The sequence below is a fragment of the Clostridium sp. USBA 49 genome (assembly GCF_900167505.1).
GTDB lineage: Bacteria > Bacillota > Clostridia > Clostridiales > Clostridiaceae > Clostridium_AT > Clostridium_AT prolinivorans.
In genome coordinates this window covers 1-15,923 of record NZ_FUYD01000006.1, presented here as the reverse complement: position 1 = coordinate 15,923, position 15,923 = coordinate 1, and the positions used below count along the sequence as shown (strand labels likewise).

The 15,923-nt window shown below is 26.1% G+C and carries 14 protein-coding genes, 5 tRNA genes, 1 pseudogene and 2 other annotated features; of the genes and pseudogenes, 18 read left to right on the top strand and 2 right to left on the bottom strand.

Annotated features, from left to right (window positions below; genetic code table 11):
- Positions 1-309: 309 nt before the first annotated feature.
- The 8 genes from B5D11_RS07180 to B5D11_RS07145 all read left to right on the top strand — a co-directional run bounded on the left by B5D11_RS07180 (position 310) and on the right by B5D11_RS07145 (position 3,184).
- Complete coding sequence (locus B5D11_RS07180) at positions 310-597, top strand: small, acid-soluble spore protein, alpha/beta type (protein ID WP_078682369.1); 288 nt, start codon at positions 310-312, stop codon at positions 595-597.
- 72 nt (positions 598-669) lie between these two features.
- Positions 670-1,410, top strand: a complete 741-nt coding sequence (locus B5D11_RS07175) for a class I SAM-dependent DNA methyltransferase (protein WP_078682368.1) — start codon at positions 670-672, stop codon at positions 1,408-1,410.
- A 113-nt stretch (positions 1,411-1,523) separates the two neighbouring features.
- Entirely contained in the window at positions 1,524-2,408 is an 885-nt protein-coding gene (hslO, locus tag B5D11_RS07170; RefSeq protein WP_078682367.1) for an Hsp33 family molecular chaperone HslO, read from the top strand.
- A 367-nt stretch (positions 2,409-2,775) separates the two neighbouring features.
- Positions 2,776-2,851: transfer RNA gene (locus B5D11_RS07165), tRNA-Val, on the top strand.
- Positions 2,852-2,855: 4 nt separating this feature from the next.
- A tRNA-Asp gene (locus B5D11_RS07160) sits at positions 2,856-2,932 on the top strand.
- Between the two features lie 18 nt (positions 2,933-2,950).
- Positions 2,951-3,026: transfer RNA gene (locus B5D11_RS07155), tRNA-Phe, on the top strand.
- A 4-nt stretch (positions 3,027-3,030) separates the two neighbouring features.
- Positions 3,031-3,105 (top strand) — tRNA-Gly (locus B5D11_RS07150).
- A 4-nt stretch (positions 3,106-3,109) separates the two neighbouring features.
- Positions 3,110-3,184, top strand: a tRNA-Cys gene (locus B5D11_RS07145).
- Positions 3,185-3,737: 553 nt separating this feature from the next.
- On the opposite strand, the gene B5D11_RS07140 is transcribed toward B5D11_RS07145, so the two are convergent.
- The gene (locus B5D11_RS07140; RefSeq protein WP_078682366.1) at positions 3,738-4,436 is read right to left on the bottom strand and encodes a DUF6873 family GME fold protein; all 699 of its coding nucleotides are present in this window, start codon (positions 4,434-4,436) and stop codon (positions 3,738-3,740) included.
- Positions 4,437-4,805: 369 nt separating this feature from the next.
- Here B5D11_RS07140 and ytxC point away from each other — a divergent pair, with 369 nt between their 5' ends.
- From ytxC to zapA, 10 genes are all read left to right on the top strand, one after another.
- Positions 4,806-5,705, top strand: coding sequence for a putative sporulation protein YtxC (gene ytxC / locus B5D11_RS07135; protein WP_078682365.1), 900 nt, complete (start codon positions 4,806-4,808; stop codon positions 5,703-5,705).
- Between the two features lie 45 nt (positions 5,706-5,750).
- Positions 5,751-5,867 (top strand) — a sequence feature (ribosomal protein L20 leader region).
- Positions 5,868-5,884: 17 nt separating this feature from the next.
- Positions 5,885-6,406, top strand: a complete 522-nt coding sequence (gene infC / locus B5D11_RS07130; protein ID WP_078682364.1) for a translation initiation factor IF-3 — start codon at positions 5,885-5,887, stop codon at positions 6,404-6,406.
- A gap of 20 nt (positions 6,407-6,426) precedes the next feature.
- Positions 6,427-6,624 (top strand): 50S ribosomal protein L35, encoded by a 198-nt coding sequence (gene rpmI / locus B5D11_RS07125; protein WP_078682363.1) that lies wholly within the window; start codon positions 6,427-6,429, stop codon positions 6,622-6,624.
- Positions 6,625-6,654: 30 nt separating this feature from the next.
- On the top strand, positions 6,655-7,014 hold the full coding sequence (rplT, locus tag B5D11_RS07120; protein ID WP_078682362.1) for a 50S ribosomal protein L20: 360 nt from the start codon (positions 6,655-6,657) through the stop codon (positions 7,012-7,014).
- A 455-nt stretch (positions 7,015-7,469) separates the two neighbouring features.
- Positions 7,470-8,816 carry a TrkH family potassium uptake protein gene (locus B5D11_RS07115; protein ID WP_078682361.1) on the top strand — a complete coding sequence of 449 codons (1,347 nt, stop codon included), beginning with the start codon at positions 7,470-7,472 and terminating at the stop codon, positions 8,814-8,816.
- Between the two features lie 257 nt (positions 8,817-9,073).
- Positions 9,074-9,736 (top strand): potassium channel family protein, encoded by a 663-nt coding sequence (locus B5D11_RS07110; RefSeq protein WP_078682360.1) that lies wholly within the window; start codon positions 9,074-9,076, stop codon positions 9,734-9,736.
- 15 nt (positions 9,737-9,751) lie between these two features.
- Complete coding sequence (locus B5D11_RS07105; RefSeq protein ID WP_180376977.1) at positions 9,752-10,540, top strand: TrmH family RNA methyltransferase; 789 nt, start codon at positions 9,752-9,754, stop codon at positions 10,538-10,540.
- A 302-nt stretch (positions 10,541-10,842) separates the two neighbouring features.
- Positions 10,843-11,055 (top strand) — a binding site (T-box leader).
- Between the two features lie 135 nt (positions 11,056-11,190).
- A complete protein-coding gene (gene pheS / locus B5D11_RS07100) occupies positions 11,191-12,210 on the top strand; it encodes a phenylalanine--tRNA ligase subunit alpha (protein WP_078682358.1) in 1,020 nt (339 codons plus the stop codon).
- A 67-nt stretch (positions 12,211-12,277) separates the two neighbouring features.
- Positions 12,278-14,659 (top strand): phenylalanine--tRNA ligase subunit beta, encoded by a 2,382-nt coding sequence (gene pheT / locus B5D11_RS07095; protein WP_078682357.1) that lies wholly within the window; start codon positions 12,278-12,280, stop codon positions 14,657-14,659.
- A gap of 197 nt (positions 14,660-14,856) precedes the next feature.
- Complete coding sequence (zapA, locus tag B5D11_RS07090) at positions 14,857-15,453, top strand: cell division protein ZapA (protein WP_078682356.1); 597 nt, start codon at positions 14,857-14,859, stop codon at positions 15,451-15,453.
- Positions 15,454-15,599: 146 nt separating this feature from the next.
- Here the strand turns inward: zapA and B5D11_RS07085 are convergent.
- A pseudogene (locus B5D11_RS07085) lies at positions 15,600-15,923 on the bottom strand (transposase); the annotation flags it as partial.

Sequence of the window (15,923 nt, the reverse complement as noted above, 5' to 3'; positions counted from 1 at the left end):
TATCTAAATATAGTGATTATCTCACAAAAAATCTTTTTATTAAATATTGATCACTATATATAATAGAAATTTAGAAACAGTATAAATTGTATAGTGGAAATTAATTTACAGCTTATTGTGAGTTAATTATATAATATATTCATTAAAAAATTTCCTTTACACTGTTTGAAATATTCTCAACAAAATATAATTAATTATATAATATATTCATAAAAAATAATAAAATGATTAAAATTTTTATATATGAATAAATATAATCCCCTAAGTTAAAAATAAAAAATATAGTATATAATAGGGGGTATAAAATTTATGGGTAAAACACCACTTAAAAAAGTTATTAAAGCAAAATTAAAGTCTAATAGAGAACTAACTGAAATGGAAAAACTTAGAGAGACAATAAAATATGAAATAGCAGAAGAACTAGGCTTAAGTGATAAAGTAGATAAATATGGATGGAGTTCTTTGACAGCAGAAGAAACTGGACGTATAGGAGGTATAATGACAAAAAGGAAAAAAGAATTAAATCTTCCTAAAAATAAAGAAATTATTATGAATGATGGATATATAGATTTTAAATATGAGGATATAAAAAAATAATATTGACTTATACAGCAGAAATATATATTATTTACTTTGAGCATAATTGTGCTTAGAAAGGAAGAAATTTTAATGAGTCAATATGAAGAGTTTGCATATATTTATGATGAATTGATAAATTCAGATATAGATTATAAAAAATGGGCAGACAAGATTTTAGAAATATGTGAAAAATTAAATTTAGAAAGAAATGATTATCTTGATTTAGCTTGTGGTACAGGAAACATGACTTTAGAATTATCTAGATATTTTAAAAATACATGGGCTGTAGATCTATCAAGTCAAATGCTTACAAAAGCAGAAGAAAAATTAAGAGCTTTAAAAATAAAAGCAAAATTTATATGTCAGGATATATCAAAATTAAATTTAAATCGTAAATTTGATCTTATAACCTGCTGTCTTGATTCTACAAATTATATTATTGAAGAAAATGACTTAAATGCTTATTTTAATTCAGTTTATAATCACTTGAAAAACAATGGAATATTTATTTTTGATATTAACTCTTACTATAAACTCATTAATATATTAGGAAATAATACTTTTACTTTTGACAATGATAATGTAGTATATATATGGGATAACTTTACTGAAAATGATATAGTTCAAATGAATTTAATTTTTTTTATAAAAGAAGATAATTTGTATAAAAGATTTGATGAAGAACATATAGAAAAAGCATATACAACAAACTATTTAGATAATTTATTAAAAAATATAGGATTTAAAATTGTTGAAAAATTAAATAATTATGAAAATCTTCCTATAGATGATGAATGTGAAAGAATAGTATATGTACTTAAAAAAAATTAAAGCAGTTTATAAACAATAATATACAATAATATATTTGAAAACAAATTTGTGATAAATTTTTTATAATTATCGTAAAAATTATTTTACGATTTGTTATTTGTAAGGAGGTAAAAATGGCTGATAAATTAGTAAGAGCAACAGCTCAAAATGGAAATATAAGAATATTTGGAGCTATAACTACAGAACTTGTAGATAAAGCTTCTAAAATACATAATTGTTCTGCTACAGCAGCTGCAGCCTTAGGAAGAATGCTTACAGCAGGGAGCCTTATGGGAGCTATGTTAAAATCTGAAAAAGAAACTTTAACTATACAAATTTCTGGAGGAGGAAAAGCAGAAGGAGTTGTAGTAACAGCTTATCCTAATGGAAAGGTAAAAGGATATATTGGGAATCCATCTGTAGAACTTCCTGCAAACAGTAAAGGGAAATTAGATGTTGGAGGAGCAATAGGTAAAAATGGGAACTTACTTGTTATAAGAGATATGGGATTGAAAGAGCCTTATGTAGGTCAAGTTCCTATATATACAGGTGAAATAGGAGACGATTTAGCTTATTATTTTACTGTTTCCGAACAAACTCCATCAGCAGTAGGACTTGGAGTATTAGTTGGAACTGATTTAAGTATAGAAGCTGCAGGAGGATTTATAATACAGATGATGCCTGGTGCTGATGAACTTACAGCAGATTTAATAACTTATAGGCTTCAGGATATACCTTCTATAACTGAACTTATTAAAAAAGGAATGACTATTGAAGATATATTAAATTTTATATTTGAAGATATGAATTTAAATATATTAGATAGTATTAAGCCAGAGTTTAAATGTGATTGTTCAAGAGATAGAGTAGAAAAAGCACTTATAAGCATAGGGAAAAAAGATTTAGAAGAAATATACAACGAAGGCAAAGATGAAGAAGTAAAATGTCATTTCTGTAATACCTCTTATATATTTACAAATAAAGAAATAGGTGAGATTTTAAAAAAAGCAACTATGTAATAATAAATATAAATATAAATATATTTATTTATCTATATATTTATTATTATATTTTATATAGATAAATTTAAAAATTTTCTACATAAAATATATTTACAAAAGCAAGTAATATTTATAAAAGCAAGCAAAAATGTCTTTTAAATAAAAACATATATCAACCATTTTAAAAAATGTTTCAAAATTTTTATAATATTAGCACCAGTTTTATTGGTGCTTTTTTAATTATTTTTGTCCAGTTATCAACATAAATTACGATATAATGAAGACATTATCATAAATCAATCACAAAATGCCTTTTGAATAAAAAACATATTGACAATTCAACTTTAACATTATATAATTTTAATTGTCTTAAGTGATAATTAGTGGGCGCATAGCTCAGCTGGGAGAGTATCTGCCTTACAAGCAGAGGGTCACAGGTTCGAGCCCTGTTGTGCCCACCACTATGGCCCAGTGGCTCAGTTGGTTAGAGTGCCGGCCTGTCACGCCGGAGGTCGAGGGTTCGAGCCCCTTCTGGGTCGCCATTTATTTAATAATATTAAGGCCAGATAGCTCAGTCGGTAGAGCAGAGGACTGAAAATCCTCGTGTCCCTGGTTCGATTCCTGGTCTGGCCACCATTTTGCGGGAGTGACTCAATGGTAGAGTGTCACCTTGCCAAGGTGAAAGTTGCGGGTTCGAATCCCGTCTTCCGCTCCAGTATGGCGCTATAGCCAAGTGGTAAGGCAGAGGTCTGCAAAACCTTTATTCCCCAGTTCAAATCTGGGTGGCGCCTCCAAAAGCTGTTTTAAGATTTATCTTAAAACAGCTTTTTAATATTTTAATATACAAATTTTAATATATAGTTTTTTAATTTATATATAGTTTTTTAATTTATATATAGTTTTTTAATTTATATATAGTTTTTTAATATATAAATATGATTAATCTATAATCTATAGCTGTAATTTTAGTTTTATTTGTTTCTTTAAAATAGTTTTTAATATATAATATTATTAATTCATAATAAGCTGTAAATTAATTTCCACTATACAATTTATAGTATTTTTAAATTTCTATTATATCTATACATAAAGAACTTTTTATTTTACATGTATCAAGTGATAGCATGATACATGCTGGAGTACTTGATAGAGATTAGATATAATTGATAAATATTTAATAAAAAGACCTTTGTGAGATGATAATAATATTAAAAAATAAAGCAGTACCAAAATTATAATTTAGTATTTTGGTTACTGCTTTATTTTATATTGTAAGTATACTACAATGGTTCAAGTATATTATAATGCAAGATTTAAAATATAAATACTTCTATAGTAAATACTGTTTTATATTGTAAGTATACTTCCTCTATCTATAAGTTTACCTTTACTTAAAAATACAGGTTCTACTTTATGCTTTTTTAAAAAATCAAATACATCTTTGCCATATAAATAATTGTGTAAATCGCCATAAAAAGCAATAATATTGTCTTCTAAAAGTCCACAACACCCGCCTATAAATCCATAATTTAAATAGGGAAGCAAAATATCTCCAGGAGGCAATAAAAGTACATCAATTCCTTCTTCATAAAGACTTTTTGCAATTTTTTTATCACTTGTCATTACAGCATTATTTCTTACAATTGCTGTAGAACATTTACTATAACCTTGTTTAACATTTATTATCTTTTTATGTTTTATCATTTTAAGTAAAACACTATCTGTATATTTTATATTATGCATAAAAATATTATCTAAATTTACTGCATTTAAAATTATATCTAAAGGGTAATTACTACTTAAACTTTTTTCTGAAAAAATAACATTTATATTTTGACTTTTTAGAAAATCAATAAATTTTAAATCCATATCTTTATGTACTATAATAGTATTTTCATTTAATACATGTAAAAGCATATCAGGGTGTCCACATACAGCTTCATATAAATTATTGTTAGGAGGAACTGTAAGTACTTTATAACCTAATTTCCCTAAATTTTCTTTCTCCTCTTTTGTTGCTCTATAATCTATAAAAATAATTTTCATAATAAATTCAACTCCTGTATATAATAACATTATTACAATTAAATATAAATTTAAATATAAATTATTTCAACTACAGAAAGTTTTATTAATATATTTATTATAAATATACAATAGAGAATTTAATAAAATAATAATTCTAAGCATAGAATATACATTTTATTTTTATAGATAGTGATTTTGAAATTGCTATTATTTTTTATGTTTATATTATAAATAAGAGTTTATTTTGATAAGCATTAATATTAGATTTTTATAAAATTATATTTATAAAAATTTATATAATTTTAGTTTTGTCGATAATTGTTTAATTAATTTTGCATATACATTTTCTTTAAACACATAATAGTATAAGAAGGGAGTGTATCAAATATGCTGCTTTTAACAGTTGTATATGATAAATTTAAAGAAGATATAGTAGAAAAAGTAAGTGAAATGAAGCAATATTTTAATGAAAGAAACATAACAGTAGGCTTTTCAGAAAGCATAGATAACAATACTCACTTCTTAAAGATATTTTGTGATGAGAATGCTTATGATTCTAAGCTTACAAAAATATTTAATTTTTATATGGCTGATATTTTATATGATTTAGTTATTGATGAATTTTACAAAAAAGAAATACATAATTTTATAACTAATACTTATTTCTTTTTAAAGTATGATGAAATTAAAGAAATTAAAAATTTAAGCTTAAAAGCTTTAAAAAATAAAGGACCTATAACAAATGAAAATATGGTATTTTATAGAAATAGAAAAAATTCTATAATTCAAAAGATAACAGATTGCATTGAAGAAAATAAAGAAATCAACATAAATGGTTTTATCAGATTTAGAATGAAAGAGTTTATAAATGATTTAGAAAGTATAATTGATAAAGTAGTAGAAAATTATATGGTAGAAAAAGAATATAGTGAATTTATAAAACTTTTAAAATATTTTGTAGATCTTCAAGAAAGTAAAATAGAAAAAATCAACATTATAATTGAAGGCAATGAAAATTATATTTTGCAAGATGGTTTTGGGAATGATATAATGGATATATTATTTAGTGATTTAAGTGATGATAAATTTTCTGGAGCTATAAGTATTGATGATATGCTTATAAGTGCACTTATTACAAATGCACCTAAAAATATAATAATTCATGGTAAAGAAAATTGCAGCAACAAAGAAATTTTAGATACTATTACAAGTGTATTTGGAGATAGGGTTAAATTTTGTGATAAATGTAATATGTGTAAAAATATAAAATCAAAAATAAAATCATAAAAATCTATTGACAAATTATGAAATAAAATATAAAATTATTAATGTTGAATTAAGTAGAAACAGCCGTTTCTCACCTTGAGGCTTTGCTAAAGAGGTTTTAATAGGTTAACTTTTAGTGTTGAGCTATTTAAAGGACGGCTTTTGCTGTCCTTTTTTTAATTTATATTAATATTTTGGAGGTGAAAATTATTAATAAAGATTATCTTTTAAACGAGGAAATACGTGAAAAAGAAGTAAGAGTAATTGATAATAATGGAGAACCATTGGGAATTCTTCAAACAAAAGAAGCTTTGAAAATAGCTGAAGAAAAAGAACTAGATTTAGTTCTTATAGCTCCAACTGCCGTTCCACCTGTTTGTAAGATTATGGATTTTGGTAAGTTTTTGTATGAGCAGACTAAAAAAGATAAAGAAGCTAAGAAAAAGCAAAAAGTTATAAACATTAAAGAAATAAGATTAAGCCCTACTATTGAAGAACATGATATTAACATAAAAGCAAATAATGCTAGAAAATTTTTACTAGATGGTGATAAAGTTAAAGTCACTGTTAGATTTAGAGGCAGAGAAGCTGATTATTCACATGTAGGTTACAGTATATTAAATTCTTTTTCAAGTAAACTTGAAGATGTAAGTGTGATAGAGAAACCAGCTAAATTAGAAGGAAAGAATATGATTTTGATACTTGCTCCTAAAAGAGCATAATTGAGAGGAGGAATTTTACTATGCCTAAAATGAAGACACATAGAGGTGCAGCTAAAAGATTTAAGAAAACAGGAAGTGGAAAGCTTAAAAGAGCTAAAGCATTTAAGAGCCATATATTAACAAAGAAAAGCTCTAAAAGAAAAAGAAATCTTAGAAAAACTGATTATGTAGCAGCTGCTCAAGAAAAATCAATGAAAAAATTATTACCATATCTATAATATTAATGCACTAGGAGGAGGTTTTTTTAAATGGCAAGAGTTAAAAGAGCTATGAACGCTCGTAAATATCATAAAAAAGTACTTAAGCTTGCAAAAGGATATTATGGTGGAAAAAGCAAGCTATTTAAGACAGCTAATGAAACTGTTATAAGAGCACTTAGAAATGCATATGTAGGAAGAAAATTAAAAAAGAGAGATTTTAGAAAACTTTGGATAGCAAGAATAAATGCTGCTGCAAGAATGAACGGATTATCTTATTCAAAATTTATGAATGGAATTAAACTTGCAGGAATTGATATAAATAGAAAAATGCTTTCAGAAATAGCTATAAATGATCCAAAAGCTTTCAGTGAATTAGTTGAAACTGCTAAAAAATCATTAAATCAATAATAAATTTTTCTTATTTAATTAATATAAAAATTTATATTAAATATGTTGTAAATTTTTATATTAATAGTATAATGATAATTATTAATAAACAATAATTAAGAAATTAATATTTATAATTTTATAGTATATTTTTTTAGCCGGGTACTTATTTTATAATTTAAAATTAAGTATTCGGCTATACTTCTAAAAAATTTATTAATATATTAATATAATGATTATCTTATAAAAAGTCTTTTATTAAATATTGACTTACTATAAATATTAACCACTATATAAGCAATAAAAATTTAGAAAATTATAAACTGTATAGTATAAATTAATTTACAGCTTATTGTGGGTTAATAATATCATATAATATATGATATTATATTTTAAATACATATATATTTAAAATACATATATAAATGAATATAATAAATAATTATATTCACATTATTATTATAAGAGGTGCTAATATGCAAATCAATTTTTACAAGGATATAAAGTTTAGACCTGTCCAAATTTTAACAATAGGGTTTGCTTTGGTTATTCTAATAGGAGCTATACTTTTGACATTGCCTGTATCTTCAAATTCAGGTAATCAAACTCCTTTTATAGATGCATTATTTACTTCTACTTCTGCAGTATGTGTTACAGGGCTTGTAACTTTAGATACTGGAACTTATTGGAGTTATTTTGGGAAAACTGTTATTATATGCTTAATTCAAATAGGAGGATTAGGCTTTATGTCCTTTGCTACATTAATTTCTTTAGTTATAGGCAAAAGGATTACTCTTCAAGAAAGACTTGTTATGCAGGAAGCTATGAATGCTTTTTCGCTGCAAGGGCTTGTTAAACTAGCTAAACATGTTTTGATTTTTACATTTTTTGTAGAAAGTGTAGGAGCACTTTTACTTTCTACAGTATTTATCCCTGATTATGGATTAGCTAAAGGTATATATTTTAGTATATTTCATTCAATATCAGCTTTTTGTAATGCTGGATTTGATCTAATTGGTCAATTTAGAAGTCTTACTGTTTATGCTGATAATGCAGTGATAATTTTAACAATTTCTTTTCTTATAGCTAGTGGTGGATTAGGTTTTTATGTTTGGTATGAGATATTTAATTATAGAAAACAAAAAAGATTTTCATTACATTCTAAATTAGTTATAACTGTAACATCTATTTTAATATTAGGTGGAGCAATTTTGATGTTCTTGTTTGAACATAATAATGCTGCAACAATTGCACCTATGTCATTTAAAGGCAAAATATTATCTTCATTATTTGCTTCTATTACACCTAGAACAGCAGGATTTAATTCTATATCTACAAGTGATATGACACCAGCAGGAAGATTTCTTACTGTAATATTAATGTTTATTGGAGGTTCATCAGGTTCTACTGCAGGTGGAATTAAAACAACGACAGCTGGAATTTTAGTTATGACAGTTATTTCAGTTGTAAAAGGAAGAGATGATACAGAAATATTTAAAAGAAGAATAGGAAAAGAAATTATATATAGAGCTCTTGCAATTACTATAATAGGAATTGGGCTAATTATAACTGTAAGTATGATTTTATCAATTACTGAAGTAGGAGCATCTCTTGAGTATATTATTTATGAAGTTACATCAGCTTTTGGTACTGTAGGGTTAACATTAGGACTTACTACTAAATTAACAACCATAGGTAAAGCAATTATTTCATTTACAATGTTTTGCGGAAGGGTTGGACCACTTACTATAGTTCTTGCAATAGCTAGAAAATGCAGCAAAAATACAATCAAATATCCAGAAGATAAAATATTAGTTGGATAATATTAATTAATTTAATATAGTTTACTTTTATCATAGAGTAATTATTATTTTATTAAAATGGTTGTATTAAAATTTAAACTTATATAATGATTATCTCACAAAAGTTTTTTTATTAAATATTGACCAATATATATAAATTTCATAGTGAAAATTAATCTACAGCTTACTGTAGGTTAATCATATATAATAATTTTATGAAATTTAAGGATACTAAAATTTTAAATTTTCAGCATTCTTAAAAGTTTTGGGAGGAAAATATGCGTAAGAAACAATTTGTTGTAATAGGTCTTGGAAATTTTGGATCTTCAGTTGCAAAAACACTTTATTCACTTGGAAATGAGGTACTGGCAGTAGATTCTGATGAAGATGCAGTAAGAGAGATATCAGATTATGTAACTCATGCAGCACAGGTAGATACATCTGATGAAAAAAGTCTTAGAGATCTTGGAATAAGTAATTTTGATGTAGCTGTAATAGGAATAGGTTCAGATATTCAAGCAAGTATAATGGCTACTCTTATAGTAAAAGAACTTGGAGTTAAATATATAATAAGTAAAGCTCATGATGAAATGCATGCAAAACTTCTATATAAAATAGGAGCTGATAGAGTAGTATTTGTTGAAAGAGATATGGGAGTTAGAGTTGCACATAATATATTTGCATCTAATATTTTAGACTATATTGAACTTTCACCAGATTATAATATTGCAGAAATTGTAGCACCAGAAGAATGGTATGGAAAAACTTTAAGAGAAATAGATGTAAGAGCAAATTATGGATTAAGTGTTATTGGAATTAAGAGAAATAGAGAAATTAATATAGCACCAAGAGCGGATGATTTAATAAGTCCAGAAGATACTATTATAGCAATAGGTTCAACTAAAGAATTAAGTAGATTTGAAAGCATCTTTGGAAGATAGGTGAAATATTTGGAAATCATCGAAAGCAAGGATAATTCATTAATAAAAGAAACTAAAAAGCTTAAAGAAAAAAAATATAGATTAGAAAAAAAAGAATTTCTAATAGAAGGATTTAGATTTGTAGATGAAGCTTTAAAATCTAATTTTGAAGTATCCAAAATTTTTATAAGTGAAATGATTTTGGATAAATGGGAAACTTATAGCATTAAAAATAATATAAAATCTTCTACAAAAGTATATGTAGTTAACCATAATATTTTAAAACAGCTTTGCAGTACAGAAAATCCACAAGGCATTGCAGCTGTAGTAAAAAACAAAGATTTTAAAATAGAATCTAAAAAAGGATTTTATATATTAGTAGACAAGGTACAAGATCCTGGAAATTTAGGCAATATAGTTAGAAGTTCCTATGCTTCTGGAGCTTTAGGAGTTATACTTACAAAAGGAACTGTAGACATTTATAATGAAAAAGTTCTACGATCAACTATGGGATCTATTTTTAATATACCTATATTTCAAGATGATAATTTTACTAAGCTTAAAGAACTAAAAAATAATGGATTTAAGTTAATTGTAACCTCTTTAAAAGATTCAAAAAATTTATATGATGAAGATTTGACACAAAATATAATAATAGCTGTAGGCAATGAAGGCTTTGGAGTTAGTAAAGAAATTTTAGAATTGGCAGATGTAAAAGTAAAAATTCCTATGCCAGGTGGGGCTGAATCTTTAAATGTTGCTGCGGCAGCTTCTATTATAATGTTTGAAGCAGTTAGACAAAAGTTGACAATATATAAGAGCTAAATTATAATATATAAATGATTAAGATTTAAGTTAAATATGGTTTAGTAAAATAATATAAATATAGAATATTATTAAACCGTAGTAAACTGTAAATAAATTCCTACTGTCTATACAATGAGCAGTATGTCCATTATTGATTTATTTTAAAATATAGTGGTTATTTTTAAGAAAAAATACTGTTTTGGAATTACTAAAATATATTTTAGTAAAAATCGTATTATTATTTTACTATATAAACCTATTAAATTTTGAAGTTTAATGTATATAAATAATAATTTTTTAGTAAATTAAAAATAAATAAATAAAAAACTATGAAAAAGAGAGTAGATGAAGAATACTTTTTCAGGGAGAAAAGGTCATAGACTGAAAGCCTTTTTAAAAGTTTTTCATCGAAGTTCACTTTGGAGTTCTGACAGTGAAATATAGTAGCTGTTGGTGGATAAAACCATTAAATTTATCTAAGAGGACATTTTTATGTCAATTAGGGTGGTACCGCGGAAAAATCCGTCCCTTATAGGGATGGATTTTTTTTATATTTTATTCTAAATAGAGGGAGTATTATTATTTTAAAAGATTGCAATATTAAATTAAGTTGGGTATCATATTGTAAATTTTAATTATTCAATAAATTTAGGAGGAGAAGATCATATATGAGAGAAAAATTAGAACAAATAAAAGAAATGGCTCTTAAGGAATTAAATGAAGCTGAAAATAAAGCTATTTTAGAAAATATTAAAGTTAAATATCTTGGTAAAAAAGGAGAGCTTACTCAAATATTAAGAGGTATGGGTGCTCTTTCTAAGGAAGAAAGACCAATAATAGGGAAAATAGCAAATGAAATTAGAGAAACTTTAGAAAAGCATATAGAAGAAGCTTCAAACAATATTAAACTAAAAGAAAAAGAATTTAAGTTAAAAAAAGAAGTTATAGATATATCTATGCCTGGAAATAAAAGGGTTTTAGGTAAAAGGCATCCTATTTCACTTACTCTTGAGAGCATACAGGATATATTTTTATCAATGGGATTTACCATTGTTGAAGGGCCAGAAGTTGAATTAGATTATTATAATTTTGAAGCATTAAATATTCCTAAAAATCATCCAGCAAGAGGAGAACAAGATACTTTTTATATTAATGATAATGTAGTTTTAAGAACACAGACTTCACCACTTCAAATAAGAACTATGGAAAGCCAAAAACCTCCAATTAAAATGATAGCACCAGGAAAAGTTTATCGTTCTGATGCAGTAGATGCATCACATTCTCCAATTTTTTATCAAATGGAAGGTCTTGTTGTAGATAAAGGTATAACTTTTGCAGATTTAAAAGGAACTTTAGATCTTTTTGCTAAGAGAATGTATGGTGAAGATATAGTTACTAAATTCAGACCACATCATTTTCCTTTTACAGAACCTTCAGCAGAAATGGATGCAACTTGTTTTATGTGTGGAGGTAAGGGATGCAAATTATGTAAAGGAAGCGGATGGATAGAAATTTTAGGTTGTGGAATGGTTCATCCACAAGTTTTGAGAAATTGCGGTATAGATCCTGAAGTTTATAGTGGATTTGCCTTTGGGTTTGGAATAGATAGAATGGTAATGCTTAAATATGGAATAGATGATATAAGACTTTTATATGAAAGTGATGTAAGATTTTCTAATCAGTTTTAATTATATAGATATTTAAAATAAAAACTAAATACAGAAATATTTAATATTGCTATGAGGAGGATTAACTATGAAAGTACCATATAAATGGCTTAAAGATTATGTAGACATTGATATATCAGTTAAAGAATTAGGAGATAGACTTACTCTTTCTGGTTCTAAAGTAGAAGAAATTATAACATCTGGAGATGAAATACAAAATGTAGTTACAGGTAAAATACTAAAAATAGAACCTCATCCTGATGCAGAAAAATTAGTTATTTGTCAGCTTGATGTTGGAAATGGAGAAGAACTTCAAATAGTTACAGGTGCAGAAAATATGAAAGAAGGAGATATTGTACCTGTAGCCCTTCATGGTTCTACTTTACCTAATGGAGTAAAAATAAAAAAAGGTAAGCTTAGAGGAGTAGTTTCAAATGGTATGATGTGTTCTGAAGAAGAGCTTGGAATAGCAGGAGAGGAACACGTTCACGGTCTTATGATACTTCCAAAAGATACTCCTATAGGAAAAGATATTAAAGAAGTTTTAGGACTTAACAAATCAGTTATAGATTTTGAAATAACTTCAAATAGGCCTGATTGTTTAAGTATTGTGGGTATAGCTAGAGAAACTGCTGCTACTTTAGGAAAAACTTTAAAATTTCCAGATATAAGTTACAAAGCATCATCAAAAGAAAATATTAATGATATTTTAAAGGTAGAGGTTAGAGATAATACACTTTGCAGAAGGTATATGGCAAGAGGAGTTAAAAATGTTAAAATTGCTCCATCACCAGCATGGATGCAGGAAAGACTTTTAGATGCTGGAGTTAGACCAATAAATAATATAGTAGATATAACTAATTTTGTAATGTTAGAACTTGGAGAGCCAATGCATGCTTTTGATAGAAGAGAAATTTCTTCTAACACTATAGTAGTTGATAGAGCAGAAGATGGAGAAAAATTTGTTACTTTAGACGGAATAGAAAGAACATTAAATTCAGAAGTATTAAATATAAAAGATGGAAACAAAACAATTGGCATTGCTGGAATAATGGGAGGGCTAAATTCAGAAGTAAAAGAAGATACTAATGAAGTTATATTTGAATGTGCTAATTTTGATGGAACTAATATAAGAATATCTTCTAAAAATCTTGGATTAAGAACAGAAGCTTCAAGCAGATTTGAAAAGGACTTAGACCCTAATTTAGCGCAAATTGCACTTGATAGAGCTTGTAATTTAGTAGAAACTTTGGGATGTGGAGAAGTTATGGAAGGTACAATAGATATATATCCTAAAGTTTATAAGGAAAAGGTTATTGAAGTAAGTGTAAGCTGGGTTAATAAATTTTTAGGAACAAATATTGAAGGACAAGAAATGAAAGAATGTCTTGATAGATTGGAACTTAGAACGGTATTAAGCAATGATACTTTAATTATAACAGTTCCAACTTTTAGAAGTGATATAAATATTAAAGAAGATGTAGCTGAAGAAATTGCAAGAATATATGGTTATAACAATATACCTGTTTCTATTATGAATAGTATATCTTTACATGGAGGCAAAAACACAAAACAAAAATTAACTGATAAAATAGTAGAAACTCTTATAGGATGTGGATTAAATGAAGCTATAAGTTATTCTTTTATAAGTCCAAAAGTTTTTGATAAAATTTTACTTCCAAAAGACTCAACTTTAAGAAATGCAGTAGTTATTAAAAATCCCCTTGGAGAAGACTTTAGCATAATGAGAACTACAACTATTCCTTCTATGATGGAAGCTTTAGCTAGAAATTATTCAAGAAATAATGAAGAAGTTAAATTATTTGAAATAGGTAAAGTATATATCCCTAAAGAAGATTCTAATAAACTTCCTGATGAAAAAAATATAATTACAATAGGTATGTATGGTAATGTAGATTATTTAGATTTAAAAGGAATTGTGGAAAATATTTTAGATACATTAGGAATAGATAATGCCTCTTTTAAAAGAGAATCTGAAAATCCTACTTTTCATCCAGGGAAGACAGCAGCTTTGTATATTAAAAAAGATTTAATAGGAACTTTAGGTGAAATTCATCCTGATGTAAGCGAAAACTATAGAATAGATGAAAGATGCTATATAGCAGTATTAAACTTAGATGTTTTAATTAAATCAAGCAATATGAATAAAAAATATAAGCCTCTTCCAAAGTATCCTGCTGTTACAAGAGATTTGGCAGTATTAGTAGATGACTCTGTACTTGTTCAGGAAATTGAAGATATAATTAAAAAACAAGGCTCAAATATGGTTGAAAGAGTTAAACTTTTTGATGTTTATAAAGGCAATCAAATACCAGAAGGCAAGAAAAGTGTTGCATACTCAATTACTTATAGACTTGAAAATAAAACTTTAACTGATAAAGAAGTAAATAAAGTACATGATAAAATACTAAGAAGTTTAGAACACAACTTAGGTGCTAAATTAAGATAAATATATAATATAATATGAAAAATAAATTTGGTTTATCAAAGTAATAATTAAAAAAATGCCTAGACTTACTAAAAATTATAAAGTTAGTCTAGGCATTTTATATAATTTAACATAAAATTTCAAATTAGTGTTTTATAGCTGTCAAAAATATGTTAAAATATAGATAAATTATATAAAAAACTTAAGAGGGTGAACCGATGAACGTTGTAACGGTTGTTATAAATGGTGTTGAATATAATTTAAGAGGAGAAGAAAATGAAGAATATTTACATAAAGTAGCTAGGTATGTAGATAAAAAGCTTAAAGAAACTTTAGAAGCTAATCCTAAATTAAGTTTATCTGCAGCCTCAATTCTTACTGCTTTAAATGCCGCAGATGATATGTATAAATGTGATGAAGCTTATGAAGAACTTCAAGAAAAAGTAGACAAACTATTAGAAAAGGAAAAAAGCTTAAAAGAGGAATTAAATTCTATAAAAAAACAACTCAAATATTTAGAAGAATATAATGCAGAACTTCAATTAAAATTAAAAAATATGACAAGCGAGCAATTTTCTAAAGAAAAAGAAGAAGAAGTTAAAAACTTAGTTAGTCAGCTTCAAATAATGGAAGAAACTGCCAAAGAATATTTAAATGAAAGAAATATTTTAAAAAATGAAAATAAAGAACTAAGATTTCAGCTCCAAAGTTATAAATACAAGACTATTGATCTTCAGCAAAGACTTATAGAAAAAGGTATAGATCTTGTAAAAGAAAAAAGAATGAAAAATTCTCTTATAAAATTAGAAAAATAAATAATAAAAACTACAGCTATAATTATAGCTGTAGTTTTTATTATTTATAAACATGCATATATTGTTTTACACATTTAATATAATATAGTGATATTATATGCTGATTTTTAGGAGGTATTTATGATTTATCTTGATAATGCAGCATTCACACCTAAAACAACATAAGCTGCCTTAACTACAATCTGCTTATCTTCACGTACTTTATAATGTATTGCGTCCATGAATACAAATGAATAAGTCTTTTCAAGCGGCCTATTTTGCCATTCTGTAACTACAGGAATAATTCTATTTGTTATATTTGATACCATTTCAGATGATATTTCAACATCGTAAAGATTCTTAACTTGTTCAGCTATATCTCTTGTAGTCATTCCAGCAGCATAAAGAGCTATAACCTTTTCTTCAATTCCTGTTACATTTCTTTGATATTTAGGAACAATTTTAGGCTCATATTCTCCATTTCTATCACG